Below are 25,720 nucleotides of genomic sequence, written 5' to 3'. Positions count from 1 at the left end.
TAATTTTAACTGATTTAGGAAAAATCATGTGGATTTATTTTTGAATCCCATTAAAACAACCCTTATATTTTCGGTCATTGTCGCCAAAATAGGCTTTATGCAGATAAATCATAAAGAACCGGCAAAAAAAGAGAAATTCCTCTTAGTAAATGATTTCATTTTTTCTAAAAAAAAGTCGATATTTACATTCAGTGCGAACAAAAAAGCATATCAAAAAGACTTCAGATAAAAGAACCCTCTTTAAGCAATTATTTCCGTTAGAAAAATGCTAAACCTCACCTATAAGCCTTATTTTTTAAAGATGGAACATCCATTCCGTATCGCCGATAATGTTCGGACCGGAACTCCCATTATGCTTATTAAAATTTCTTATCGGGATATGGAAGGTTTCGGCGAAGCGTCCATGCCGCCACGTTATGGCGAGGACTTAAATACAGCTAAAGTTTTTTTAGATCAGCTAGATCTGAGCCAATTTCATTCCGTCTCACCAATAGATCCCATTTTATCATACATCGACCATATACAACCGGGAAATCCAGCGATCAAAGCTGCACTTGATATAGCCCTACATGACTTGTGGGGAAAGATAACAAAAAGATCCGTTCATGAATTATATGGTTTATCTAACGAAATACTCCAAACAGCTAAAACAATCAGCATTGAGGCACCGGAAATAATGGCAGCCCGGGTGACGGAAGCAAAAGATTTTCGCTACCTAAAAATTAAATTGGGAACAGCCGAAGATCGGGCAATTATTCAGGCCATACGGAAAGTGACCGATCAACCTTTGTACATCGATGCAAACCAAGGATGGAAAAACAAAGAAGAGGCCGCTAGGTTAATCGATTGGCTTAGTACGCAGGCTTGCCTCTTTATCGAGCAGCCCATGCCTAAAAATGATTTTGATGCGATGGAGTGGCTAAAAAATCGCAGCAGCCTGCCAATTATAGGAGATGAAGGAATACAACGAATAAAAGATATAGACAATGCCGGTTTATTTTATCACGGTGTGAATATAAAACTAATGAAATCGACCGGGATCCGTGAAGCGTTTACCATGCTTACAACAGCTAAGAAGAAAGGGTTGCATACAATGATCGGCTGCATGTCCGAAACCTCTTGTGCAATAGCCGCGGGAGCGCAGCTGGGAAGTTTAGCCGAGTTTATTGATCTTGATGGCAACTTAGGCGTTACGAATGATCCATTTATTGCTTTTCCCTGCGTCCAAGGTGAAATTCGAGTCGATAACAGTCCGGGTTTAGGACTGAAGAAACCAACGTGGGACACGGTAGAACCTTATATCGAAAATTCATAAAACATATCGCTATTGATGGAAACAGCACAAAGTACAAACCCATTGATCACAAATGACGCCATTGTATTTGGTTTATTAATGACTGTATTGGCCCTGGTCTTTTATACGTCAAAACTACAAACATTCTTTTGGAAACGCTTTTATCGTGTTGTACCCACCGTACTGTTATGTTATTTTGTGCCGGCCCTATTTAATACATTTAACTTGATTTCAGGAGCGCACTCTGCTTTATATGATGTCGCTTCTCGTTATCTTTTACCTGCCAGCTTGGTTTTATTTACGATCGGTATAGACATAAAAGGGCTGAAACGTTTGGGTACCAAGGCTATCATTATATTTTTTGCGGGCACTTTAGGCGTTATGTTAGGTGGTCCACTTGCTTTCGCCATCGTAGGTTCAACTTTCCCCGATATATTACATTTTAAAGAAGAAGAAACTTGGCGTGGTTTAGCCACCATTGCAGGCAGCTGGATCGGTGGCGGTGCCAACCAGGCAGCTATGTTAGAAGTTTTCGGTGCTAGTAAGACACTTTTTGCACAGATGATAGCGGTCGATGTACTCGTTGCAAATATTTGGATGGGATTACTGCTATATGGTGCTCAACACAGAAAAAAGATTGACCGCTGGTTGAAGGCCGATAATTCTGCTATCGCCGATCTAGAAAAAAAAATGGAGCAATTGCATGCCGGTCAGTCAAATACTGCCCAGGGAATATCCAATTGGATTATTGTTCTGGGGGTGGCCTTTGGTGCTACAGGAGTCTCGCATTTACTTGCTGACTTTATTGCTCCTTGGTTTGAGATGCATTTTCCACAAACTGCTCAATACTCACTGACCAGTAACTTTTTTTGGCTTGTCATCATCGCTACCACGATAGGTATGGCTTTGTCTTTCACCAAAGCACGTAAACTTGAACACGATGGTGCCTCTAACATAGCTTCCTTATTTCTTTATATTTTAGTGGCTACTATTGGCATGAATATGAATCTAAAAGCATTGCTTGATAATCCGAAATTTTTTCTAGTCGGAATTATTTGGATTTTGAGCCATATTACCATTACGTTATTAATTGCCCGTCTTATCCGTGCCCCTTTCTTTTTTGTGGCCGTAGGAAGCCAGGCCAACATCGGCGGTGCCGCGTCAGCTCCGATTGTTGCCGCAGCTTTTAGTCGCTACTTAACCCCTGTGGGGGTGCTATTGGCCGTATTAGGTTATGCCGTGGGCACCTATGGGGGGTATATCTGTGGCTTGGCGTTACAAGTCATTTCAAACTGGTTATCTTGAAACAGCACTGTCTTAACTAAATTTCTAATGCGACTGATTTCTTTTCCCTTCATCAATTCTGAAGGAGACCTTACAAACAGCACCGAATGTTGTTATCTGACGATCCTTTACATGCACTTTGAAATCTTTTACGTAAACAGAATCAACATTTTCGATTGTTTCAGTAACTTCCTTTACCGCATTTTTAATAGCGTCATCAAAACTTACTTCTGATGAAGCGATCACTTCGATTACTTTTACCAAAGTCATAACTCGTTTTATTTAATATTAAACATCTATTTATAATATTTTCCGGAACCATCCATGATAATTTGTTCGATTTCTACAGAAGTAATAGCTACCACGCTTCCATATTTGTATGCCTTATCGTCATCCAAATAAGGCTCCAATAAGATAAAGGGCTTCTCGGAATCGTCCGTTAAACCGACGTTTTGCGATTGCGTTAAATTCACGTGTTTATACCCGGTATCTTTCCATTCTTTTAAAGCATCCCAATTGAATTTACGTAACTCCATATTAAACTTCTTCAAACAAACAATTGAAGTCAAACACCCTTATAGGTAAAGCAAAAACATGTCCTATAAGGCGATATTTGGTTGTTTTTAATGAATACCGAGTTTAACAGGAGGGTAAGAGGGTATTTAAGCTAGATCAATCAAGAATCGAGAATTTTGGCAAGGCTTTTAGCATGTCCTAAAAATAGCATAAAATGTTTCCTATTCTAATCGCCTAATCCGGAAGAATTAAACGTTAATTGGCTTGTTTATTCCGTCACAATTAGAGCCCCCGCTATCGATATCTTTGGCATAAACTTTGTGACTATTTACATAGGTTTAGGTTGATAAAAAAATGAAAAGTCCGATATCCCCAAAAATCGGGCTTTTCTATTTAAAATAGGTTCAAGTCCGGTACAAAAAGCAGCATCGTTTAGCACCGGCTTGAACCTCTTAAAGAGCGGATATCCCTTTTTAATTGAATATCCGAATCTATAAAAACTAAAAATATTAGCAATATATACTAAATATAGAAGTAAAACCAAGTTTTAATTGATGTAAAACTTCCTTTTTCCACTTTCATAAAAAAACGATCATGGTTTGAATAGCTGAATTGTATAGTCAAACAATTCTTGTCCTCCTGATTCACCATGTCCGGGAATGATCAGTTCCGTTTCGGGATATTTTTGTTTAACTTTTCTAACTGTTTCAGACCAGTCATTTACATTCGCATCTTCCAAATTTCCTTTGGTTGCATTCACTTCTTTGATCAAACAACCACCGAACATCACCTTTTGATCCGGAAAATATCCTATTATATTATCCTTCGTATGTCCTTCTCCATTAAATTCAGCAATCACTTCCCTGTTTCCGACATGTAGTTCCAGTTTTTTATCAAAACCGTGTTGGGGGATTATCAGCTTCTTTGTTTTCGCAAAATCAATCGTTTTATTAGCCGCATAAGACGGCGTCTGATTCGTATGAAAGGCTTGTAGCCCTCCTAAGCAATCTGCATGAAAATGAGTAGGAATAACGGCCACTACTTTGCACTTCAGCCTATCCTTGATCCAGTTAATTAGAACGGTAGCCGTTGAATCATCTGCGGGCGTATCAAAAACAACCGCCTCTCCCGCATCGAAAACAATCATACCATTACAAGGCACTTTTCCGAAGTCATTTGTCAGCAAATAACTGGTATGTTCATAGACATTGTCTTTCACCTTCTTAATAACAAGATTTTCAGACACATAATTTTTGTCCGCTTGTACATTTGGTTTACAACTACTAAGTAAAAAAAAGGCCAACCCATAAAAAAAATAGTGTTTCATGCAGTTTTTATAAATTAAGTAAAACAGTCTCATCCCCTTCTGATAAAATTCACATAAAAGAGGTCTTTTTAACAGCAAAGATAGCTTATTATGCCTGATCTTCTTATTGTATAAGTCATTAAATATATTTAGCGGCCCAAATCAGCCTTTTATTACACTTAGTCCAGTGGCTTTCACATACATATACATTTTTTCGCAAAAAAAACACAAATAGAAGAACCCCTTTTAGATTTCTTCCAGCAAAAGCCTATATTTGGCTTGGTACCAAATAGATTTTGTTATGGTAAACTCAACAATAGGATCTGTTAAAATCAACGACAGTGTACACCCTGCCCGTACTTTCCTTAAAACCTTAATGGCAATTGCAAGGGGCATGAAAAAAGACGGTTATTCAGACGCCGAAATTGCAAAGGAGACCAATTTATCCCTTTCATTAATCAACAAACTAAAACGTAAATCACTTACAAAGCCTTCGTGAGATCACTTCAGCGCCTTTGTTTCGGTGGAAACCGGATACAGATACATTACGACCTAATCATGCTGATCAAAAAACAGCGAAGTCAGGGGCTCACACGTACGTATTTTTCAATAATTTCGCGATCAACATTTTCACTTTCTACCTTTTCCTTCCCCTTTTGCACGAGTGTATCATTGTTCACTGAAATCGTAAAATGAAACGTGTTTCCTTCCCAGTTCTTGTTTGCATAAAAATCTAAATGCTCAGTATATGTATTACCTTCAATGGTGTACCTACCACCACCTGCATCGAAATGATTCGATGAATCTTTGGGTGTGTTTTCATCATGTCTTAAAAAGGCAAAATGAGATTCATTGATGATTTTTATCATACCGGTTCCTTTCGTATAATCGGTAGTAACACTGTCTCCTTTTGTAACAACGGTAGCCGATATCAATCGCCACGTCCCTTGCACAGGTAGCGATACAGAAGAATGAGTAGATTCCGTGCAGGAAAAAGCGCCTACAAAAAGTGGTATAATTGGCCAGTATAGTTTCATAAGCTAAATATAGTTATTTAATCTATTATGACTATCGGAAATAATACCTAAAGATAACCGGGTGTTAAATCGATCCCTGTTTTAGAGGAAAAAGCCGATATAGTAAAAACCTTCTCGGGTAAATTTGCCGATACTCATTTATTCTATTTTCAATACGATTTTTTGATGATATTAGCCCTAATAGAAGGGAAAAAACCGTAGATTAGCTAGCAAAGCTACGCGCATGATTACACAAGAAGACATCTCATTTCTAAAAAAGGCGATCTATCTGGCGTTAACGGGGGTTGCCCAGGATAAAGGCGGTCCTTTTGGCTGCGTCATTGTTAAAAATGGCGAGGTAGTGGGTAAAGGCTACAATTCAGTAACATCCATGATGGATCCCACTGCGCACGCAGAAATCGTAGCCATAAGAGATGCTTGTAAAAAGCTGGGCGAATACCAGCTTAATGATTGCACGCTTTATACATCCTGCGAACCCTGTCCCATGTGCCTAGGTGCGATCTATTGGGCAAGACCATCACGTGTTATCTATGCAGCAACACGCGATACGGCAGCCGAAGCAGGTTTTGACGATGCACTGATCTACAAGGAAATAACATTAACCGGAAAGGAAAGAAAGATTCCCTTTGAATGCCAACAACTTGAAGAAGCGTTTGAACCCTTTAGTTTATGGAATCAAAAGGAAAAAAAAGACCTATATTGAACGTTTTTTCTATATAAAACAAACAGAAACAACCCGTTAAACCCGATTTGACCTTTTACGATTGGAGATAAACTTAAGCCCCCTTCTTCGGAGCGAAATATTAATTGTTCGCCGCTCACTTCTAGCCGATATTTCCTGAAAAGAATTGAGCAACCTATCGTAGGTAATAATTCCCGATATTTCCCTCTTTTTATCGATAACGGGGAGACAATGTTTATTTTCTGCTAACATAACATTAAGCGCGATCCGTAAGCTATTATCTGTATATAAGGGTCTAACGGAATTTTCAATTAAACTGCCCACTTGCTTGGTATTATCTCCTGTAAACGTGTAAATTTCTTTAGTGGCAATAAGGCCAGCGTACTGCTGTTCTTCATTGACAATGATCAAATGATCGGGTTTATTGACAGATTGACCTATCCAATCTTGCACTTCTGCAATACTTATCGTATCTACAACCGTCACATCTACCTGTTGCATGATTTGTCCGACATTGATCATCTCCAGCAAATTAGGTTCATATTCATCGGGGGTAAGAATTCCACGGCGACTGATTTTTTCGGTCATGATGGTGTTACGCATGAATAAATATGATATCATGTAAGAAGCAACACAGGCTGCAAGCAGAGGAATCAGGGCATTAAAATGTCCCGTCGTTTCCAGTGCAAATAAAATGGAAGTAAGCAGCGCCCTTGACGCACCTGCAAACATCGCCGACATCCCAATCAAAGCAGCTAAAGCTAAGCTGATTTCCAAATCGGGCATAAGCTGTTGAAAAGCGGTGGCAATCAGCACACCTAGGGCCGCTCCTATGGTCAACAAAGGAGCCAATGTTCCACCTGAAGTGCCACTACCTAAGGCCAAAACCCAAGAGAGGTATTTAAAAACACAAAGTGTAAGTACAAAATATAAGGGCATTTTACCCGAGAGCAAATCGGTGATATTTTCATAACCCACCCCCAGCGTACGAGGAAAGAAATATCCGATCAAGCCGACAGCAATTCCACCAATTGCCGGCCACCACACCCAATGTACCGGCAGCTTTTCAAATAAATCTTCAACGGCATAAACTGATTTAGTAACTAAAATAGCTAGAAAGCCAATCAACAGGCCCATTAAACTATAAAAGAATATGGACATATTCGAAACCACCCCAATATGAGCATCGCTAAAAAATACAGGAACAGCACTGAAAAGCAGGTGGTGACCGGCCGCACCGGTTATGCAAGCTAGGGCTACGGGAATAATGGAACGGGGTGTAAATTCGAAGAGAAGTAATTCAATAGCCAGGAATATGGCAGCCACGGGCGTCCCGAATATGGCTGTCATACCAGCTACCGCTCCAGCTGAAAGTAAAATCTTTCTTTCCGTATGCGTAATGCGTAGTAACTGCCCCAAGGTAGAACCTAGGGCGCCACCAGTGGCTATAATAGGCCCTTCAGCACCAAAAGGCCCACCGGTCCCAATAGCAATTGCAGATGAGATGGGCTTTAAATAAGTAATGGTTGGACGTATCTTACTTTCATTTGTCAGAATTTGTTCCATCGCTTCGGGAATACCGTGTCCACGAATCGCCTTCGATCCATACTTAGCCATTAAACCAACAATAATACCGCCCAGTGCTGGTATAGCAACGACAATCCACCCCAATCGGTTATGAGCAGGAGACACCTCATGAATCGATAAACTTTGATAAAAAGACAAATTTGTTATTAGATTGATCAAATAGACTAGAAAACGAGCAATCAAGCTGATAGCTGCCCCCACTGCAATAGCATAACAAGATATCATAAGTAATCTTTTCTTGTTTTTTACCTGCTGTGGATAAATGGCTTCCGACTCCAGGGTCGATGATAACGATACGGAAATAGGGATTCCGGATTTCTTTATTGACATGATATAAATTTGCTGCAAAAATATGACTTATATCATATTTTTAAAATATTTCAGTCAATTTTTTTACGAATTACCCCTACCCGCAACCTCCTCAGGCCAAACCGACAATAATTAGCTGGTGCAATAGAGAAGTAACTGATCTTTATTTAAAATTCTGATCTTCTTCCCTTTCAACTCCACCGCACTTTCTTCCTCCAATTGCTTGAGCATTCTGAAAAAAGTCTCATAAACCGTTCCTGCATAATAAGCCAAATCTTGTCTTTTAGGCTCGATTGCGATAAAACCCAGCGCATCGCAGCCGAAATGTTCCTGCAAGGTAATAATGGTATTCGCTACCCTACCTTTTACTTCCATCAGCGCCAAATCACGCATTCTCTTTTCCGCTCCGCGTAACTCATTGATGTGAAAGTTTAAAAATTTTCTGGCAAAAGCCGGATCTACATCTAATAACCGATCAAAAGAATCTAAACTAAGTGAACAAATATGGCTTTTTTGAAGTGCGGTTGCTGAAATAGGATATTTTAGATCTCCCCCCATTCCACGATATCCCAGAACTTCACCCGCTTTATTAAAATGAAGAATAAACTCTCGATCACCACTCCATCTCATATGTGTTTTAACGCATCCCCGGGTAATAAAGTAAATGGTATCGGTTTTATCCCCTTCTTTAAAAAGTATTTGCCCTTTGGCAATCTGGCCTTGCGTACCTTTAGCACTAATCGCTTTAAACACCTCGTTACTAACCTGATTGCATAAAAAACAAGTCGGTTCCCCGCATAACCGTTTGATCGAATCCATCCTACAAATGTAAAGGGAATGAACCTATAAATAAAGAATAATAAGATCTAAGCATTAATCGGCGTACAGTATTATCCGACTAGAACCGAATACATATACGTAACAGCGCGTAACAAAAGAGCACTTTTCTTGTCTACTATTTAAATAACCAAAATAAAACAAAATTTATAAAAGCACATATTAGGCTAATTTTATACAGTTTTATAGTGGAAAAGCATTTTATCTTTATCATGCAGTTTGTAAAATCACTTACTAACTGATGACTTAAACTACAAAACATGCAGCAAGGTCATAACATCTGGTGGAAAGGGATGCGCAATTGGTTCAAGAAGGCAATTGTGTTCATCACACCAAGCAATCGAACTTTAAAGGCTTGTGGAATCGGAATTTTTCTCCTTTCCTTTCTTTTTTTCAGCTTCAATACGGCCGATGGCTTCCTCACGGCCGTTGGATTTGGCTATTATCTGTTCACTTTGCTATGTTATACGATAGTTGCCTATTTAGTTGCCGCGGTTATCAGTTTTATCATAAGCCTTGCTGGAAAAACACCGCGCTATTTTCGCCAGTCGATCGCCTTTGTTATTTTTTTTATTTTATTTTTCGATCGACTGAGTTGGCCCTATAATTGGATTGTGATCGGTTCGATTGTCATTTTCTCTTCCTTAATTTTCGGCGCATTATCTTATTGGCGACAAGCCAACGAAAGTCAATATCCCAAAAAGAGACTACTACCCATTATTGCCTTTTGCTTGGGCTTCATTGGTTTGGCTTCAGGTCTATTTCTGTTTCTATACGCAGGAATCCCGGTTAAACCCACCAAAAACTACAAAACCCTAGCAAAACTTCCCCCTCCCCTTGAGGCGCCCAATCCTGCCCAAAAAGGAAAGTGGAAGGTATCCGTTTTAAGCTATGGTTCGGGTAAAGATAAACACCGTGCAATATACGGCAGCGATGTTACACTAAAAACCCCAGCCGTTGATGCTTCCTTTCTATTGAAATCTTGGACAGGGGTCTCCGGCAAATTACGGACATGGTATTTTGGTTTCAATGAGACAGCACTTCCATTGAACGCCATAGTATGGTATCCCAACAACCTACAGGCTCCCGCACCACTTGTTTTAATTGTTCATGGAAATCATTTAGCACAAGACTGGTCCGAAGGTGGTTACGATTATCTAGGAGAGCTATTGGCAAGCAGAGGATACATTGTTGCGTCCGTTGATGAAAATTTTTTGAACGGAAGTTTTACCGATATGCCACGTGGAGGCTTAGAGGGGGAAAACGGTACCCGCGGATGGTTGATGTTAAAACATCTGGAGCTTTGGAAGAAATGGAGCGAAGATCCGTCAAATCCGTTTTATCAGCGGGTCGATATGAATAATATTGCACTTATAGGCCATTCGCGAGGTGGTGAAGCTATGTCTCACGCAGCTTTATTCAACACACTACCGAGCTTTCCCGACAACGCAAATGAAAAGTTTGATTTTAATTTCCCCATTAAAGCCTACATAGCCATCGCGCCTGTTGACGGACAATACAAACCTGCTTCCATTTTAGCAACCTTACACGATGTTAATTATTTTGTCATCCAGGGGACGCATGACATGGACATGCAGTCCTATGGCGGCTTAAGCACCTATAAACGTATTCAGTATAGCCCTTCTTATCAAGGCTTTAAAGCAGGTTTGTATGTTCATCATGCCAATCACGGGCAATTTAATACGAGTTGGGGAAAATATGATGCTAGCAGCCCTTTCATCAACCAGTTCAACATGACGAATCTGATGTCGGCAAAGGATCAGGAACAAATAGCCAAGGTTTATATCAGTGCCTTTCTAGACATCCATCTAAAGAACATAACCGACTATAAGCCTTTATTCGTCGATTACCGTTATGGTCGCAATTGGCTTCCCGACCAAATTTATTTTAATCAATACGAATCAAGCGAATCGACTTTTATTGCACGATATGAAGAAGATTTGAACCTAGAGACAGCCACCGCATCTGGTGTTCGCATTCATTCGAATAATCTGAGTGTCTGGAAAGAAGCACAAAATAACCTTATGTGGCGAGATCATCTCTCCCGTGCGGTCTATATCGGTTGGAACTGGGAAAAGGACAAAGCGTTAATAGGGAAATACACATTTGATTTTGCCGATAGCGCCCGTTTTCTGTTACAGGGAAAAGCACTTGTTTTCAATCTCGCAACTAGTAATGAAAGTTCTCTTCATATTGAAAAGGGAAAAAAGAGCAACCAAGAAAAAAAGAAGGAAAAGAAGGCGAGCGCCAATGATAAAAAACGTAAACAGATCGATGAGGAAACGAATCCAATTGATTTCACGATTGAATTAATTGATAAAAAGGGGAACAAAGTACATTTCCTACTTAGTAGCTGTACCCCCCTACAAGCACAAATACAGAAAAAACTAACAAAATTCGCCTTTTTAAATGCGAACGAAGATTCAGAAGCGATACCTGATTTTTTTTATTTCGATTTGGATAAACTGCAAAAGGATCACCCTACTTTCGATCTAAACAATTTGCGTTCATTATCTTTTGTATTTGATCAATCACCGTCCGGCGTAGTTATTTTAGATGATGTCAGTTTCATGAAACTTTAATCTCCCTCCTTTCAAGGGAGCCGTACTTGTAAAATCTACCTATCAATATCGGCGTTTTCTGCGATTTGCTTTCCTAACAGTTTTGACAAAGCGCTTCGTCAAAAACAGGCCAAATAGAAAACCGCCTATATGTGCGGCATAAGCAACACCGCCCGCCTGTTGCCCACCCAAGGCTCCAAGGCCATTTGATACTTGAAAAAGAAACCATAGCCCGACGACTAAGAAGGCCGGCACAGTGATAACGACGAATAAAATCCATATATAAACACTTCTTCTCGGAAACAAAACCATATAGCCTGCCAATACCGCAGAAATTGCACCCGATGCACCTAAACTGGGGATCAGTAAATCTTGTCCCAAAATGAACGTGCTCAACACATGGCTTAGCCCTGCCAACACGCCGGTCAACAAATAGAAAAATAAGTAGTTGACATGCCCCATTCGGTCTTCCAGGTTATCACCGAATATACCAAGGTATAACATATTACCTCCCAGGTGAGCCCAACCACCATGCATAAACATGGAGCTTATCAATGTCAGAAAGACGGGTATGGGCGTATGCTGCAACCCAGGCAATTCAAAAACGTCTCCCGTATATGGATCAGTAATTAATTGACTCTCGGTAACAATATCACTGCCTGTTAGAATTTCCGCAGGAATTGTCGCATAAGCAAACGTGAAATAAATATTGTTACCAACACCTTGCAAGAAAACAAACACCAATATATTAATGGCTATAAGCAAGTAATTTACAAAGGGGATCGTCTTCCGATCCCGGTTATCATCTCCAATGGGAAGAAGCATTTTTTTCGTTTTTAAAGCCGTTTGAAACCTTTCCAAAAGACACACGCAAATCAAAGAAAAAATTGGTTGTTTTTATAATTGTTTATTTTCAACAACTATATAACTTGCTAACCAGATCTATACATACCATCGCTGCATAGCAAACCAATGACAATAAGCGCCAAATCCTGAACTAATACATAACGAAAATTACTTAACAGCGTGCAGTACCTGCCTCGGATCCAATCATTGCTGTAAAAAACGAATAATCGCCAGTTTATAAAGAATTTACCAAACTTTCCTGTTGGACGCTTTCAAGGTGTCAACAACATAAATTGCCACCTCATCATCTTCAGCATGGTTTTTTATCCGTTCAACCAAATTTCGCTGCCAATTCTTTAGCGCCTCTTGTGGGGACAAACCACATGCAAAAATACCATTTCTCATGTCAGGCCCTAGCACGCAACAAAAATCATTACCATCTTGGAAAATTACTGGACGCAGTTCCCTTACCGATGATGGTACATCCTTCGCTTCATAGTCGAAGCTAACAATCATTTCTCGCGGAATCCTTATTTGCTCCATACAGTTTATTATTGGGTGTAAAAAGAAAACACATCGGAAATTCATTTTGTTTAGCTTGTGTATTTTTTTATTAAAAGGCCTCCCCGTTGAAGATGTAAAAGCCGGCGCCTTCCTGTGTGAAACCGATATCCAAGCGGATATAAATATCTTTATTTGGAAAAAGCAGGTAGCGAAGTCCAAAACCACCCGACCATTTTAGATTAGAAAAATGAAGCTGATCGATGGTGGGGCCAACGGTTGCTACCGATCCAAACAACACCCCTCCGACTCTTTTGCTGAACGCGAAGGGTAACATTCTAAATTCCACTTGCGAAGCCAGCATATTTTTGTCTCTATACCGACCTTGATAGTAACCGCGCATCAACATATCTCCTCCCATAAGGGCCAACTGATTGAACGGCGGATCCCCTTGAACAAAATTGCCAAAAAACTGCCACGAAAACGTATTGCGTTTATTCAACGCATGAAAAGATCGTATATCCAAATTAATACTGCTGAATCGATAGTCACTCGCCAAAGAAGGGCTGTAGTTCAAAAAAGAGAGTTCCCCAAAGAACCCTTTTCTTACATTCAATACATTATGTCTATTATCATAAACTAAAGCAGCACCCAACCCTAAATTCAATGAGCCATTCGCCCCTAATGGAAGCGTCGGTCCACTCGTGGATGGCCGATTGAAAGACACACCTGTAAGTTGTTGAAAATCAATCTCGGGACCTACAAAAAAATCTTTGCTGATTTTTCTTAAAATACGTTGTTTAAAAGCGATACTGAAAGCGTCAACCACAGCATGATTGGCATTTTCCGTATGAGGTCCGATACCATAATAAAATAACGGGAAGCGTTGGATACGCGTTCTTCCAAGAAAGAACCACCTGTCCTTATCCCCGTATACGGCATTATCCAACCACAGACCATATTGCGCCTTGAAAGTAAAGAAAGCGAAGGCTTGCAATTCGCTCAATCTGTTCAATGTATCATTCTTTGCACGAAATAATTGAAGTGCCGAGGCTCCCAGCTCAATGCCCGTTTCCGGCGCATATCCAAAAGTAGGATAAACTGTAAAACTTTTTGCAGCAGCGGAAGCTGTATCATTAAAAATACGATACACCTGGCGTCCCAGCCATCCGTCTTTTAAACGTTGCGCCCGTACATGTCCATTAAAAAGTAAGCACCCAACCAGCAGCAGAAAGCCAACAAACTTGAAAGATTTTTCCATAGCAGCGCTATTGCAGTATATGCAATTAAGACACAAGAATACATTGGAAACATTAAAATGAGATTATAACTCATCAAATAGAAAAATAAAAGAAGCTTCATTAGCTGATTTCGTAAACATTAAAAATTAAAACTCAAAAAAGACACAAAATCAGTCATTTTAAACACGAAAAAAAGAGATATAACACGTAAAAATTTATAAAAATTAAAAAACATTCTAAAAAAACCATTAAAACAACATTAAAATACAGCAATATCAAAATATGTATTTAAAAAAAACACGCCACAAAGTCAATAAAAATGGGTATTATCAAAATAATGGTAAAAAAAATAACTTTTTCTTTGCAAAATAGATATTCTATTATAGATTTGTTAAAAAAAACAACACATGTATACAAATAAAATAACCTAAAAATCACCAAACAAAGCCGAAGTCAACGCAAATAAGATTAGAATCCTATTATAAACAATTTAAAAAAACCATAATATGAAGTAAAAAAGAAAATACTCAAAAATTTAGATCCAAATTATCCAAACATCGTAAACCAAATCAAAAATGAAATCTATTACCAAAATTTCTTCAACATTTATGTTCTGCGCCCTTGCCCTGGGCGTAAACGCACAAGAGGATGAAAAAAATCCATTAGTTATCACCGGTTCAGCTGACATGTATTATAAATATGATTTTTCAGGATACAGAACAGAAGATGGATATTCAAACATTCCCACCAGCTTCGCAAACGAACAAAATTCCATATCTCTTGGTATGTTAGACTTAGCGATCAGCAAAAAAGTCGACAAAGCCTCATTTGTTGGAGAAATTTCATTTGGCCCTCGCGGACAAGGTCAATCCATCGTTCCCGGTAAGGAAGGAGACTCATTTCATTTGCAGAACCTCTATGTGAGCTATGATTTTACTGACAAATTTTCAATGACTGCCGGTTTTATGGGAACCTTTATAGGATATGAAATCATCTCACCTACGGGTAACTTTAACTATTCTACTTCCTATCTTTTCTCCACGGGTCCTTTTCAAAATGCGGGAATAAAGGGCACGTACTCATTTTCCGACAAGGTAAGTTTAATGGTTGGTCTTTTTAACGACTGGAATCAATATCAGGATTTCAATGGTGTGTCTCATGTCGGTGCCCAACTCCACGTTTCACCTGTAGAAGGTTGGGATGCCTACCTTAATTTCCTTAACGGTCATTCTGCACCTGATGCAGGAGGTACAGGTACCATCTTCGATCTAACTACCTCTTATCAAATCACCGACGCTTTCAAACTTGGATTGAATGGTGCAAACTATAAGATTTCTGATGAGGAAGGCGGTTATCATGGCGGTGCTTTATATGCGCAATATGCCTTTTCTGACGCTTTCGCTTTGGGTGCGCGGGGTGAATATTTCAAAAATAAGGACATAACAACTGATGGTATAAAAGCAGAAGGCACTTCCATAACCGCGGTTACTCTCAGTGGAAATGTAAAAGCAGGTCCTTTAACAATCATACCCGAGCTGCGGCTCGATTCAGGTTCGGACGAAATATTTTTCAAAAAGAACCTGAATTCCACCAAAACTGCCTCGCAGTTTCTGATTGCAGCAGTATATGCATTTTAACTAAAAACACAAATAGAATCAACTTTAAGTACAATTATGGAAACAAACTCAATCAAACAATCAACGCCATTTTTGGTCCTGATTGTAGTGGCTATTGCCTCAATTTTTATTCAGCCCGTCACAGCATTTAATGGTGAAGGCGTTTACAGTGGAGCTGACATTGCATGGGTAATAACGGCAGCAGCGCTGGTTTTCCTGATGACTCCGGGTTTGGCTTTTTTCTACGGCGGCATGGTACATCGAAAAAACGTGATCTCTACCATGATCAAAAGTGTAGTTGCAGCAGGAATCGTGAGCGTTATCTGGGTTATTGTCGGATTTAGCCTTTGCTTTGGCGACTCGATCGGCGGCCTTATAGGTGATCCGAAAACATTCCTTTTTTTTAATAACGTAATTTCGGGTGAACCTTGGGGAGGTGGACCCACGATCCCTCTTTCTTTATTTGCGCTTTTCCAGCTGATGTTCGCCATCATAACACCTGGATTGGTGGTGGGTGCTGTTGCGGAAAGAATTCGATTTACTTCCTACATTCTGTTCATTGTATTGTTCTGCCTATTAGTTTATGCACCGTTAGCTCACTGGAGTTGGCACCCCGAAGGCTTTTTGGCTAAAATGGGTGTGCTTGACTTCGCAGGTGGAACCGTAGTACACATATCTGCAGGTTGCGCTGCCTTAGCCGGAGCCCTGGTATTAAAACGCAGGAAGTCACACCTCGAACACCAAGAAGTGCCACCTGCAAATATCCCCTATGTTTTAATAGGCACCGGACTACTATGGTTTGGCTGGTTTGGTTTTAATGCCGGTTCGGCACTGGCCGCAAACGATTTAGCGGTGTCTGCATTCGGCACAACAAATACTGCTGCCGCAGCAGCCGGCTTGTCCTGGATGTTTTTTGATGTAATTAAAGGTAAAAAGCCATCGGTTTTAGGCTTCTGTATCGGAGCCGTTGTTGGTTTGGTAGCAATCACACCTGCTGCGGGTTTTGTAGCTATACCTCAAAGTATATTTATCGGCGTTGTAGCAGCAATCATTTCCAACCTTGTTGTGCAATGGAAATCAAGATCTGCTTTGGACGATACCTTAGACGTATTCCCCTGCCATGGTGTCGGTGGTATGGTCGGCATGTTATTAACCGGTGTTTTTGCTAGCAAAAAAGTGAATCCAATAGGTAACGACGGTCTTTTCTATGGAAACCCCGAGTTCTTTTTCACGCAATTAAAAGCAATGCTCATCGTGGTAGCGTTTAGCTTCGCTGTATCCTTCGTTATTTTTAAATTAGTTAATTTGATCCAACCACTCCGCGTCACTTCCGAAGAAGAAGAGCAAGGATTAGATTTATCACAACACAACGAAAACTATACGCAAGGCACACTAATTTCATCGCCGGGCGCATAAAGGAACACACTTGAAGCAGGAAGTCCGAACAGGACAACCCGCTTCTTGAAAGTATATTTACATTTTTTTATTTTTTTTCTTGTTTCATAATAATTCTTGCATATATTTGCGATATCAAAAAGGAAAAATGAAATACACAGCTGCATATTGGTTCTTTGGTTACTTTTACTTTAGTAGTAAGGGCCGGGATTAATATGCATGTATAAAGAAAATAAAATGTATAAAAAAGTCCCGGTGAGTAACCGGGACTTTTTTTTTGAAATTCAAAATGAGCAAAATTAGAGTAGCAATTCAGGGAACCCGTGCCTCTTTTCATGAAGAAGCAGCTTTCAAATATTTCGGACAAGATATCCAAACGGTGGAATGTGAAACGTTCAAGCACACCTGTGATGCCTTGAAAAAAAATGAAGCCGACTATGTAGTTATGGCTATCGAAAATTCCATCGCAGGAAGTCTACTCCCTAACTACACCTTACTCCACGATTATCATTTTCCAATCGTAGGTGAAGTGTATTTAAGTATTCAACTGAATCTACTGGCCCTTCCCGGCGTTAAACTATCGCAGATCAAGAAAGTAGAATCACACCCTATTGCCTTACGGCAGTGTGCTGACTATTTAGAGGAGCACGCACAGTTTAAAGTCACTGAAGGTACCGACACAGCCTCTTGCGCAAAAAAAATCGCCGAAAATAAATTGACCGACACAGCGGCAGTAGCCAATCAATTGGCCGCCAAATTATATGGGTTGGAAATCATCGACAGACGAATAGAAACCAACAAAAAGAACTATACACGTTTCCTGATCCTCTCAAAAGAAAAAACGGAAAATCCAAAGGCGAATAAGGCGACGCTACTCTTTCAAACGGATAATAGCATTGGTTCGTTGGCCCGGGTACTTACCTTTTTTGCGGAAGAACAAATCAACATGAGTAAAATCCAGTCGATGCCCGTATTAGGAAAACGTAATGAATACGACTTCTATGTAGATATAGAGTGGAAAAAACAGGGTAATTACGATGCAGCTATCCGTAAAACACTTAAGCACACCATTAATTTCAATATCCTTGGGGAATATATAAAAAACGACAAAGTATAAAACAAATTAACAAGCATATAATATAAAAACAATAGAACAATGAAACTAAATTTAGACATCTTGCCCTTAAGCTCATGGTTAGCAACCGGCAAAGAACCATTAGTAATTGCAGGACCATGCAGTGCAGAAACGGAAGAACAAGTAGTTGCTACAGCTCATTTGCTGGCAGCGACGGGTAAGATCTCGGTGTTACGCGCGGGCATCTGGAAGCCCCGTACTCGTCCAGGAGAATTTGAAGGCATCGGAAGCATCGGTTTGGAATGGTTAAAACGTGCTAAAGAAGAAACTGGCTTATTGACCGCCACTGAAGTAGCTACCGCCAAACATGTAGAGGAAGCCTTAGCAGCCGGTGTTGATATATTATGGGTAGGTGCCCGCTCAACGGCTAATCCTTTCACTGTTCAGGAAATTGCCGACGCTTTGCAAGGCGTAGATGTTCCTGTACTTGTTAAGAACCCTGTTAATCCTGATTTATCCTTATGGATCGGCGCCTTGGAACGCATTAATCGCGCGGGAATCAAGAAACTGGGCGCCATCCACCGTGGCTTTTCTTCGTATGAAAAAACAGCTTTTCGTAATGAACCCATGTGGGATTTGGCCATTCAGTTAAAAACCGTAGCACCTGAACTTCCGATCATCAATGATCCGAGCCACATTTGCGGCACAAGAGAATTAATTCCTTATGTCGCGCAAAAAGCGGTAGATTTAGACATGCAAGGCTTCATCATTGAGTCGCACATCGATCCTTCCGTAGCTTGGACCGACGCTAAACAACAAGTCACTCCTGCAGCGTTGGCAGATCTTATTAACAACCTTTCGTTACGAAAAGCAGAATCCAACGATCCGGTATTCGAAGACAAACTTGCTGCCCTACGGAAAGAAATTGACGCTATTGATGATCAAATCATTAAAAAAGTAGCAGACCGAATGAAAATTGTCGAAAAAATCGGCGAATACAAACGCGACAATAAAGTAACTATTCTACAGGTAAACCGCTGGGAAGAAATCATCGAGAAACGCAGTAAATTTGCAAAAGCCTTAAATCTTGAAGAAGATTTTACGGTAAAATTATTAGAATTGATCCATGGTGAGTCGATTCGCAAACAAAATCAAATCATGAACGCCAAACCAGCAGTGGAGGCCTAATGAACACGGAAACACTTGGCGTATCATATTCAGGCGGTGTCATACAAGGCACCGTTCAACTAACAGGATCCAAAAGCGAAAGCAATCGAGCACTTATCTTAAGCGCGCTCAGCAATGGCAAAGTCCGTATTCAGAACTTATCAAACGCGGATGATACCGTAACCTTGAAAGCCGTTTTGGATGCACTAGATGTGCCGCAGCAAACTCGAACGATCGACATCGGACCGGCCGGAACAGCCATGCGCTTCCTTACTGCTTACCTTTCAACCGTTCCGGGCACCTTCATATTAACGGGATCTGAACGAATGAAGCAGCGACCTATAGGGCTCTTGGTAGATGCTCTTCGAAGCATTGGCGCAGCGATAAACTACACCGAACAAGACGGCTTCCCTCCCCTCTTAATAAAGGGCGACTTTACACAACAAGGAGAAGAAGTATCCATCAAAGGCGATATCAGCAGCCAATACTTATCTGCCCTGCTGCTGGTTGCCCCATTTCTACCAAAAGGGCTTCGTTTAAACATTCTTGGCGCCTTAACCTCTAAACCTTATGTTAACATGACCTTGGACATGTTAAGGGAAATAGGAATTACGCATACGTGGACTGCAGACAGTATTACAATCCACAAGCAAACGGTACAAGAGGCTGTTTTACATGTAGAACCCGACTGGAGCGCCGCCTCCTATTGGTATGCGGTTGTAGCACTTGCGCCGATAGGTAGTCGTTTGTTTTTACCGGGTCTCAAAGATCACAGTTTACAAGGAGATCGGGCCATTGTCGAAATCATGGCAAACTTTGGTGTTAAATCAACTTTTGAAAACCAAGGCGTTCGCATTGAGAAATTGGCAATATCGGAAGGCACGCGATTTTTTGATTTAAAAGAATGTCCGGATCTAGCACAAACAGTCATTGCCTGCTGCGCAGCATTGAAATACGATGCAAGTTTTACAGGTTTGGAAACCCTGAAAATCAAGGAAACCGACCGTATTGCAGCGCTTCAAAATGAATTAGCTAAATTCGAAGTAGAATTGCTTGAAGAAAATCAGATTTATCATTTAAAAACAGCTCGTCAAAAGAAACCGGAAAACGCCTTCATAAAAACATATGAGGACCATCGCATGGCAATGGCATTTGCGCCTTTGGCACTTGCGTTTGACGGACTCGCGATTGAAGATCCGGCAGTAGTAGGTAAATCGTATCCTGCTTTCTGGGAACATTTGGCAAGTATAGGTTTCGAGCTAGATTAAGAAGGACTACCCTTCGAATATACAATGTACTTAATAATATAGTAGCTATGGCAGGAAATTCATTCGGACAAAGCTTTCGTATTACTACTTTTGGAGAATCTCACGGAGATGCCATCGGTGTAATCATAGACGGCTGTCCTCCCAATATAAAGCTCGATCTTGATTTCATACAGGCTGAACTTGATAAGCGTAAGCCCGGTCAATCCAAGATCACCACACAACGAAAGGAAAGCGATACTGTTAAAATTCTATCCGGTGTCTTTGAAGGAAAAACAACAGGCACGCCTGTAGCGATGTTAATCCCCAACGAAGATCAACGATCAAAAGATTATTCTCATATTCAGGATAAATACCGCCCCTCTCATGCCGATTATACATACCAAACAAAATATGGTATACGCGATTATCGAGGAGGAGGACGTTCTTCGGCCAGGGAAACTGCAGCGAGGGTTGCAGCCGGGGCTGTTGCCAAGCTTTTTCTTCAAGAACTCGGCATCCATGTTTTCGCTCACGTATCCGCTGTTGGAAAAATTGAAGCACCCAATTTAGGTGATCTGGATATCAATGAATTGGTAACTATTCGCGAGGCGAACATTGTTCGTTGTGCAGATCCCGCTACCGCCAATCAGATGATTGCATTTATTGACGCTGTCAGAAAGGATGGCGACACCGTTGGTGGCATCGTGAGTGCGCTCATAAAAGGGGTTCCCGTAGGTCTGGGCGAGCCTGTATTTGATAAGCTTCATGCAGATTTAGGCAAAGCCATGTTAAGCATAAACGCTGTCCATGGTTTCGAATACGGGTCTGGTTTTAGCGGTGCAACTATGCGAGGTTCAGAACACAATGATATCTTTATCAATCCGGCAAAACAAGCTAACTCGTTAAAAACGTTAACTAACTTTTCAGGCGGCATCCAAGGCGGCATATCGAATGGGATGGACATCAATTTCAGGGTTGCTTTCAAACCGGTCGCTACGATCATGCGCGCGCAAAGCACCGTTAACTTAGAAGGTGAAGAAACGGAAATCTCAGGAAAAGGACGGCACGACCCCTGCGTCGTACCTCGGGCCGTAGCTATTGTAGAAGCGATGGCTGCGCTCGTAATTACTGATCATTATCTACGCAATTTAAGTCTGGGTCGCTCGTAAAAACAATACAAAAAGACGAAGGGTTATCTCAAAAGATAGCCCTTCGTTTTGCTACATTAACACGTTGCAACCATTAAAAACTGAAACCGGTCCCAACCTTAAAGAAAGAATCATTGCCACTCACCAAATCGGTTCCGGCAGTGAGACGTGCAAAAACACGGTGTTTCGGTGACGAAAGTTGAATATAGGGTCCCAACCACTTATAAGCACTTGTAGATTCTTCAACATTTGACCCACCTGAATTAATCAATTCTTCAAAATGCGCGCCGAAAGAAAATTTAGCACTCACTTTATAGCCCACATTTGCCCAATAGTGGATATAAGATAGTGTCGTCCCATCCTCCGGTGCCTTGTTCCTCAAGGGGGCGTAATAACCGAAATACCCTTGCCCTTCAATATGCTCTTTGTTTAGCGACAGAATAAGGTTTGGAACAATTCCATCACCAAAAATGGATGGCCCTTCTGCACCGCTCGACAATAAGTTACCTCCTGTTATACCAATACTTGGATTCACACCGAAACCATCCGCAAGCATAAAATTTGCACCCACACCAAATTCCGTCCAGTTACCCCAGGCACCACCGGTTCCACCGGACCAATGTATACCGTAAAATGTAAGCTGTGTGGTAGGGCTTAGGGTATAGGCGCCTGAAAATGATGGTGCAAACCCAAAAAACTGATCAGAATTCAATCCAATAGTAAATGTAAAATCATCATCGGCGACTTGCGCTTTCACAATGTTTGAATAGGTTAAGACAGACAGGCAGAAGAAAGCGAGTAAGCTTTTAAATAATGTGGTCATTTTTCTCATAAATTTAATTTTAATGAATAAATAAAATAAAGATTAATAAAATAAAATTACAGTTAAACATAGGTGCAATTTTTTTTACTGACCATTTGCCGAAAAGAAAAAATATCAAAACGACCATAGCCATCTATATTCATTGGAATAAAGAAACAGAAATTCATAAAACCGAATCAAAAATATTAGATCATAAGTTGGATGAAGTAAAAGTGTACCATAAAACAAATAGTTAAAACAACAGCACAAATAAAAATCATTTACACCACAAAAACAAGTCAATATTTACTTTTTTATCAAAAAAACACCAAAATATTTAGAAATAAGACATAAAATATTAAATTCTAATGCTATTTTAATATAAAAACATAAAATATGATATAAAAAACAATATACATTGCGTAAAAAAATACAAAACACTTCAAAAAAACAATCAAATCCATCAAAAAATAACCATAAAACAAATATTATTGAATAAAAACAAATAATGAACTATATAAAGTCGTAAAAATATAAGGAAAAACACGAATAATAAATAAAAAACCCCTTATATAAACTCAAAAAAATAAAATAGGTTGAAGTAGGATTAAAAAAAAAGGATCTCATTATATGAGATCCTTACACAAGAATATCTTAAAATTTTCCGCTATATAATACGCGGAAATTTATCTGGGTTCGATTCATTCATCATCGCGTAAATCGTTTCAATGATATCATCGGAAGAAGGTTTTGTAAAATAATCTCCATCTGTACCATAAGGTGGTCTGTGCGCCTTTGCAGACAGGGTACGGGGCTTACAATCGAGATTGAAATATCCATTTTGCTCTTCTAATACTTGCTGTAGTATAAAGGCAGAAGCTCCTCCCGGAACATCCTCATCTACTACCAATAATTTATTAGTTTTGGCGAGTGACTGCGCACAGATCTGCAACTTATCAAAAGGTTGTAGGGTTTGCGGATCCACAATTTCAACCGAAATTCCCATTTCCTTCAGCTCAATTGCAGCTTCCTGTACCAATCTTAAGGTAGATCCATAAGAAACTACGGTAATGTCACTACCCTCCCTTACAACCTCGGCAATCCCTAACGGCACCGTAAAATCACCCACATTGGCAGGCATCCGTTCTTTCAAACGGTAGCCATTCAAACACTCTACCACCAGTGCCGGTTCATCCGATCGCAACAATGTATTATACATACCTGCTGCTTGGGTCATATTACGGGGAACACAAACATGCAATCCTCTCAGGCAACCTAAAATCATCGACATCGGAGAACCCGAATGCCAGATACCCTCTAGCCGATGGCCCCTTGTTCGAATAATTAAAGGAGCCTTTTGTCCTCCTTTTGTACGGTAACTCAGCGAAGCCAGATCATCACTCAGTACCGTCAATCCATATAGAAGATAATCAACATACTGTATCTCCGTGATCGGCTTCAGTCCTCGTAAAGCCATGCCCAGGCCTTGTCCGATAATAGCGGTCTCCCGAATACCCGTATCGAATATACGATGCTCTCCAAATTGGGCCTGTAATCCTGCAAAACCCTGATTCACATCCCCTATAGCCCCCACATCTTCGCCAAAAGCCAATAAGCGGGGTTCTCGACTAAAATTGGCAGCAAAACAGGCATTTAATACTTCTCTGCCATCTACCATTCTAGCTTCCTCATCATAGGTAACAGGCACCACAGCCACGTTATCGGGAGCCTCTAAAGTATCTGTAAATAGCTTTGAATTATAGCGTTCGAAATTAACCGTTTGCTGTTTTTCATACCAACCGATCAGCTCTTCTTTTTCCTGACTCGCCACCCCCCTCAGTTCTCGCAATGCCTTTCTGATCGTTCCATAAATCTGTTTCAGATTCGGCTCCTTAATCGCATTCAGCCGATTTGTTAACGTTTTTACCGTTTTATGGTCGATCGCATTCAGCAATTCAATAGCTTTTGCCTTTTCTTCCGCAAAAGCACCGATATAATCTTTCCAGGCTCGAACCTGTTCCTCCTTAACGAACTCTTTCGCTTGTTGCTCAATTTTTGCCAGTTGATCTTCTGCGGCAATGGCCGATTCCAGCATCCATTTCCGCATCTGCACCACACAATCGTATTCAGTCTCCCAGTCAAGCCTTTCCTTCGATTTATAGCGTTCATGCGAACCCGAGGTGGAGTGCCCCTGCGGCTGCGTCATCTCTGTTACGTGGATAAACACTGGCACATGCTCTTCCCTACATATACGAATAGCACGTTCATAGGTTTCACAAAGTCCCGGATAATCCCATCCACGAACTTTAAAAATCTCATAGCCTTCTCCTTTTTCATCCCGCTGAAAACCGCTTAAAACCTCTGATATATCTTCCTTTGTCGTCTGATACTTATTAGGCACTGAGATCCCGTAACCATCATCCCATACAGAGATTGCCAAGGGAATTTGTAATACACCTGCTGCGTTGAACGCCTCAAAGAAAACACCTTCCGAAGTGGATGCATTACCGATTGTACCAAAGGCCACCTCATTCCCATTGTTAGAGAAATGCGTTAAATAAGCGAGTTCTTTATTTTCTCTATATACCTTTGAAGCTTGCGCCAAACCAAGCAATCGTGGAATTTGTCCACCTGTGGTGGAAACGTCGGCAGAAGAATTTTTAAGTTGCATTTGATTAACCCAGCTTCCATCTACATTCAGCTCCCGCGTCGCAAAGTGGCCATTCATCATACGTCCACCTGATGCCGGTTCAGCCTCAATATCCGGATGCGCATACATTTGCGAAAAAAACTCGTAAACATTCGATATCCCGGTCGCAAAAGCGAAGGTTTGATCTCGATAATAGCCCGATCGCCAATCACCTTTCCTGAATACTTTGGCCATAGCAACCTGGGCAACTTCCTTTCCATCACCGAAAATGCCGAATTTGGCCTTTCCCGTTAACACTTCTTTACGTCCCAACAAACTCGCCTCCCTACTCTCGCATATAATTCGGTAATCGTTTAACACGGTAGCTTTGAAGTCTTCAAAGCTAAGTTTCGAGGTATCAATCGGATCGGTATATTTCAAGTGGGTATCAGACATATCAAGAAATCATGCTTAAAATTCAAAAGTAATAAAAATTATATAAAATTCTGCGTTACACGAATAAACCCTAAAGCTATTTTACAATAGCCCATAAAGAACAAACAAAATTTCAGTTCTTCCCATAAGAGTTTACATCATAACTTGAAATTGGCTTTTTTTT

Annotated in this window: 22 protein-coding genes; 11 read left to right on the top strand and 11 right to left on the bottom strand. The window is 40.5% G+C overall.

Annotated elements, in window-relative coordinates:
* The first annotated feature begins 301 nt into the window (after positions 1-301).
* Positions 302-1,315 carry a dipeptide epimerase gene (locus tag RYH73_RS21785; RefSeq protein WP_335315601.1) on the top strand — a complete coding sequence of 338 codons (1,014 nt, stop codon included), beginning with the start codon at positions 302-304 and terminating at the stop codon, positions 1,313-1,315.
* A gap of 15 nt (positions 1,316-1,330) precedes the next feature.
* Complete coding sequence (locus RYH73_RS21780) at positions 1,331-2,599, top strand: DUF819 family protein (RefSeq protein WP_335315600.1); 1,269 nt, start codon at positions 1,331-1,333, stop codon at positions 2,597-2,599.
* 24 nt (positions 2,600-2,623) lie between these two features.
* Here RYH73_RS21780 and RYH73_RS21775 read toward each other — a convergent pair whose 3' ends face one another.
* The 3 genes from RYH73_RS21775 to bla form a co-directional block, all read right to left on the bottom strand.
* Positions 2,624-2,848, bottom strand: a complete 225-nt coding sequence (locus tag RYH73_RS21775) for a dodecin family protein (protein ID WP_335315599.1) — start codon at positions 2,846-2,848, stop codon at positions 2,624-2,626.
* Between the two features lie 26 nt (positions 2,849-2,874).
* A complete protein-coding gene (locus tag RYH73_RS21770) occupies positions 2,875-3,114 on the bottom strand; it encodes a hypothetical protein (RefSeq protein WP_335315598.1) in 240 nt (79 codons plus the stop codon).
* 572 nt (positions 3,115-3,686) lie between these two features.
* Positions 3,687-4,421, bottom strand: a complete 735-nt coding sequence (gene bla / locus RYH73_RS21765) for a subclass B1 metallo-beta-lactamase (protein ID WP_335315597.1) — start codon at positions 4,419-4,421, stop codon at positions 3,687-3,689.
* Between the two features lie 280 nt (positions 4,422-4,701).
* Between bla and RYH73_RS21760 the strand changes: the two genes are divergently transcribed.
* Positions 4,702-4,899, top strand: a complete 198-nt coding sequence (locus RYH73_RS21760; RefSeq protein WP_335315596.1) for a hypothetical protein — start codon at positions 4,702-4,704, stop codon at positions 4,897-4,899.
* 82 nt (positions 4,900-4,981) lie between these two features.
* Here the strand turns inward: RYH73_RS21760 and RYH73_RS21755 are convergent, their stop codons facing one another.
* Entirely contained in the window at positions 4,982-5,437 is a 456-nt protein-coding gene (locus tag RYH73_RS21755) for a hypothetical protein (RefSeq protein WP_335315595.1), read from the bottom strand.
* 223 nt (positions 5,438-5,660) lie between these two features.
* Here RYH73_RS21755 and RYH73_RS21750 point away from each other — a divergent pair, with 223 nt between their 5' ends.
* Positions 5,661-6,140, top strand: coding sequence for a nucleoside deaminase (locus tag RYH73_RS21750; protein WP_335315594.1), 480 nt, complete (start codon positions 5,661-5,663; stop codon positions 6,138-6,140).
* A gap of 36 nt (positions 6,141-6,176) precedes the next feature.
* On the opposite strand, the gene RYH73_RS21745 is transcribed toward RYH73_RS21750, so the two are convergent.
* A complete protein-coding gene (locus RYH73_RS21745; RefSeq protein WP_335315593.1) occupies positions 6,177-8,036 on the bottom strand; it encodes a chloride channel protein in 1,860 nt (619 codons plus the stop codon).
* 111 nt (positions 8,037-8,147) lie between these two features.
* Positions 8,148-8,834, bottom strand: a complete 687-nt coding sequence (locus tag RYH73_RS21740; protein ID WP_335315592.1) for a Crp/Fnr family transcriptional regulator — start codon at positions 8,832-8,834, stop codon at positions 8,148-8,150.
* 278 nt (positions 8,835-9,112) lie between these two features.
* On the opposite strand from RYH73_RS21740, the gene RYH73_RS21735 reads away from it, so the two are divergent.
* Positions 9,113-11,455, top strand: coding sequence for a hypothetical protein (locus tag RYH73_RS21735; RefSeq protein ID WP_335315591.1), 2,343 nt, complete (start codon positions 9,113-9,115; stop codon positions 11,453-11,455).
* A 42-nt stretch (positions 11,456-11,497) separates the two neighbouring features.
* Here RYH73_RS21735 and RYH73_RS21730 read toward each other — a convergent pair whose 3' ends face one another.
* The 3 genes from RYH73_RS21730 to RYH73_RS21720 form a co-directional block, all read right to left on the bottom strand.
* Positions 11,498-12,259 carry a rhomboid family intramembrane serine protease gene (locus RYH73_RS21730; RefSeq protein ID WP_335315590.1) on the bottom strand — a complete coding sequence of 254 codons (762 nt, stop codon included), beginning with the start codon at positions 12,257-12,259 and terminating at the stop codon, positions 11,498-11,500.
* A 267-nt stretch (positions 12,260-12,526) separates the two neighbouring features.
* Positions 12,527-12,823 carry a hypothetical protein gene (locus RYH73_RS21725; protein ID WP_335315589.1) on the bottom strand — a complete coding sequence of 99 codons (297 nt, stop codon included), beginning with the start codon at positions 12,821-12,823 and terminating at the stop codon, positions 12,527-12,529.
* A gap of 70 nt (positions 12,824-12,893) precedes the next feature.
* Complete coding sequence (locus tag RYH73_RS21720) at positions 12,894-14,042, bottom strand: BamA/TamA family outer membrane protein (RefSeq protein WP_335315588.1); 1,149 nt, start codon at positions 14,040-14,042, stop codon at positions 12,894-12,896.
* Positions 14,043-14,597: 555 nt separating this feature from the next.
* Here RYH73_RS21720 and RYH73_RS21715 point away from each other — a divergent pair.
* The 6 genes from RYH73_RS21715 to aroC all read left to right on the top strand — a co-directional run bounded on the left by RYH73_RS21715 (position 14,598) and on the right by aroC (position 21,691).
* Entirely contained in the window at positions 14,598-15,659 is a 1,062-nt protein-coding gene (locus RYH73_RS21715; RefSeq protein WP_335315587.1) for a porin, read from the top strand.
* Positions 15,660-15,695: 36 nt separating this feature from the next.
* Complete coding sequence (locus tag RYH73_RS21710; RefSeq protein ID WP_335315586.1) at positions 15,696-17,054, top strand: ammonium transporter; 1,359 nt, start codon at positions 15,696-15,698, stop codon at positions 17,052-17,054.
* A gap of 268 nt (positions 17,055-17,322) precedes the next feature.
* Complete coding sequence (locus tag RYH73_RS21705) at positions 17,323-18,150, top strand: prephenate dehydratase (RefSeq protein WP_335315585.1); 828 nt, start codon at positions 17,323-17,325, stop codon at positions 18,148-18,150.
* 39 nt (positions 18,151-18,189) lie between these two features.
* The gene (locus RYH73_RS21700) at positions 18,190-19,296 is read left to right on the top strand and encodes a chorismate mutase (protein ID WP_013666484.1); all 1,107 of its coding nucleotides are present in this window, start codon (positions 18,190-18,192) and stop codon (positions 19,294-19,296) included.
* Positions 19,296-20,543: a 3-phosphoshikimate 1-carboxyvinyltransferase gene (gene aroA, locus RYH73_RS21695; RefSeq protein ID WP_335315584.1), complete on the top strand. Its 1,248-nt coding sequence runs from the start codon at positions 19,296-19,298 to the stop codon at positions 20,541-20,543. The genes RYH73_RS21700 and aroA overlap by 1 nt, the downstream gene beginning before the upstream one ends.
* A gap of 47 nt (positions 20,544-20,590) precedes the next feature.
* Positions 20,591-21,691: a chorismate synthase gene (gene aroC / locus RYH73_RS21690; RefSeq protein WP_335315583.1), complete on the top strand. Its 1,101-nt coding sequence runs from the start codon at positions 20,591-20,593 to the stop codon at positions 21,689-21,691.
* A gap of 73 nt (positions 21,692-21,764) precedes the next feature.
* Here the strand turns inward: aroC and RYH73_RS21685 are convergent, their stop codons facing one another.
* Positions 21,765-22,502 carry a DUF6733 family protein gene (locus RYH73_RS21685; protein WP_335315582.1) on the bottom strand — a complete coding sequence of 246 codons (738 nt, stop codon included), beginning with the start codon at positions 22,500-22,502 and terminating at the stop codon, positions 21,765-21,767.
* A 637-nt stretch (positions 22,503-23,139) separates the two neighbouring features.
* Positions 23,140-25,557 (bottom strand): alpha-ketoacid dehydrogenase subunit alpha/beta, encoded by a 2,418-nt coding sequence (locus RYH73_RS21680; RefSeq protein WP_335315581.1) that lies wholly within the window; start codon positions 25,555-25,557, stop codon positions 23,140-23,142.
* Positions 25,558-25,720 lie beyond the last annotated feature (163 nt).

Source organism: Olivibacter sp. CPCC 100613 (assembly GCF_036959255.1).
Classification (GTDB): domain Bacteria; phylum Bacteroidota; class Bacteroidia; order Sphingobacteriales; family Sphingobacteriaceae; genus Olivibacter.
The sequence above is the reverse complement of the archived record's forward strand: the minus strand, read 5'-3'. Positions and strand labels throughout refer to the sequence as shown.

Excerpts from the sequence above, each read along its gene's own strand:
- RYH73_RS21785 (WP_335315601.1), top strand. The coding sequence starts at position 302 with ATGGAACATCCATTCCGTATCGCCGATAATGTTCGGACCGGAACTCCC.
- RYH73_RS21780 (WP_335315600.1), top strand. The coding sequence starts at position 1,331 with ATGGAAACAGCACAAAGTACAAACCCATTGATCACAAATGACGCCATT.
- RYH73_RS21775 (WP_335315599.1), bottom strand. The coding sequence starts at position 2,848 with ATGACTTTGGTAAAAGTAATCGAAGTGATCGCTTCATCAGAAGTAAGT.
- RYH73_RS21770 (WP_335315598.1), bottom strand. The coding sequence starts at position 3,114 with ATGGAGTTACGTAAATTCAATTGGGATGCTTTAAAAGAATGGAAAGAT.
- bla (WP_335315597.1), bottom strand. The coding sequence starts at position 4,421 with ATGAAACACTATTTTTTTTATGGGTTGGCCTTTTTTTTACTTAGTAGT.
- RYH73_RS21760 (WP_335315596.1), top strand. The coding sequence starts at position 4,702 with ATGGTAAACTCAACAATAGGATCTGTTAAAATCAACGACAGTGTACAC.
- RYH73_RS21755 (WP_335315595.1), bottom strand. The coding sequence starts at position 5,437 with ATGAAACTATACTGGCCAATTATACCACTTTTTGTAGGCGCTTTTTCC.
- RYH73_RS21750 (WP_335315594.1), top strand. The coding sequence starts at position 5,661 with ATGATTACACAAGAAGACATCTCATTTCTAAAAAAGGCGATCTATCTG.
- RYH73_RS21745 (WP_335315593.1), bottom strand. The coding sequence starts at position 8,036 with ATGTCAATAAAGAAATCCGGAATCCCTATTTCCGTATCGTTATCATCG.
- RYH73_RS21740 (WP_335315592.1), bottom strand. The coding sequence starts at position 8,834 with ATGGATTCGATCAAACGGTTATGCGGGGAACCGACTTGTTTTTTATGC.
- RYH73_RS21735 (WP_335315591.1), top strand. The coding sequence starts at position 9,113 with ATGCAGCAAGGTCATAACATCTGGTGGAAAGGGATGCGCAATTGGTTC.
- RYH73_RS21730 (WP_335315590.1), bottom strand. The coding sequence starts at position 12,259 with ATGCTTCTTCCCATTGGAGATGATAACCGGGATCGGAAGACGATCCCC.
- RYH73_RS21725 (WP_335315589.1), bottom strand. The coding sequence starts at position 12,823 with ATGGAGCAAATAAGGATTCCGCGAGAAATGATTGTTAGCTTCGACTAT.
- RYH73_RS21720 (WP_335315588.1), bottom strand. The coding sequence starts at position 14,042 with ATGGAAAAATCTTTCAAGTTTGTTGGCTTTCTGCTGCTGGTTGGGTGC.
- RYH73_RS21715 (WP_335315587.1), top strand. The coding sequence starts at position 14,598 with ATGAAATCTATTACCAAAATTTCTTCAACATTTATGTTCTGCGCCCTT.
- RYH73_RS21710 (WP_335315586.1), top strand. The coding sequence starts at position 15,696 with ATGGAAACAAACTCAATCAAACAATCAACGCCATTTTTGGTCCTGATT.
- RYH73_RS21705 (WP_335315585.1), top strand. The coding sequence starts at position 17,323 with ATGAGCAAAATTAGAGTAGCAATTCAGGGAACCCGTGCCTCTTTTCAT.
- RYH73_RS21700 (WP_013666484.1), top strand. The coding sequence starts at position 18,190 with ATGAAACTAAATTTAGACATCTTGCCCTTAAGCTCATGGTTAGCAACC.
- aroA (WP_335315584.1), top strand. The coding sequence starts at position 19,296 with ATGAACACGGAAACACTTGGCGTATCATATTCAGGCGGTGTCATACAA.
- aroC (WP_335315583.1), top strand. The coding sequence starts at position 20,591 with ATGGCAGGAAATTCATTCGGACAAAGCTTTCGTATTACTACTTTTGGA.
- RYH73_RS21685 (WP_335315582.1), bottom strand. The coding sequence starts at position 22,502 with ATGAGAAAAATGACCACATTATTTAAAAGCTTACTCGCTTTCTTCTGC.
- RYH73_RS21680 (WP_335315581.1), bottom strand. The coding sequence starts at position 25,557 with ATGTCTGATACCCACTTGAAATATACCGATCCGATTGATACCTCGAAA.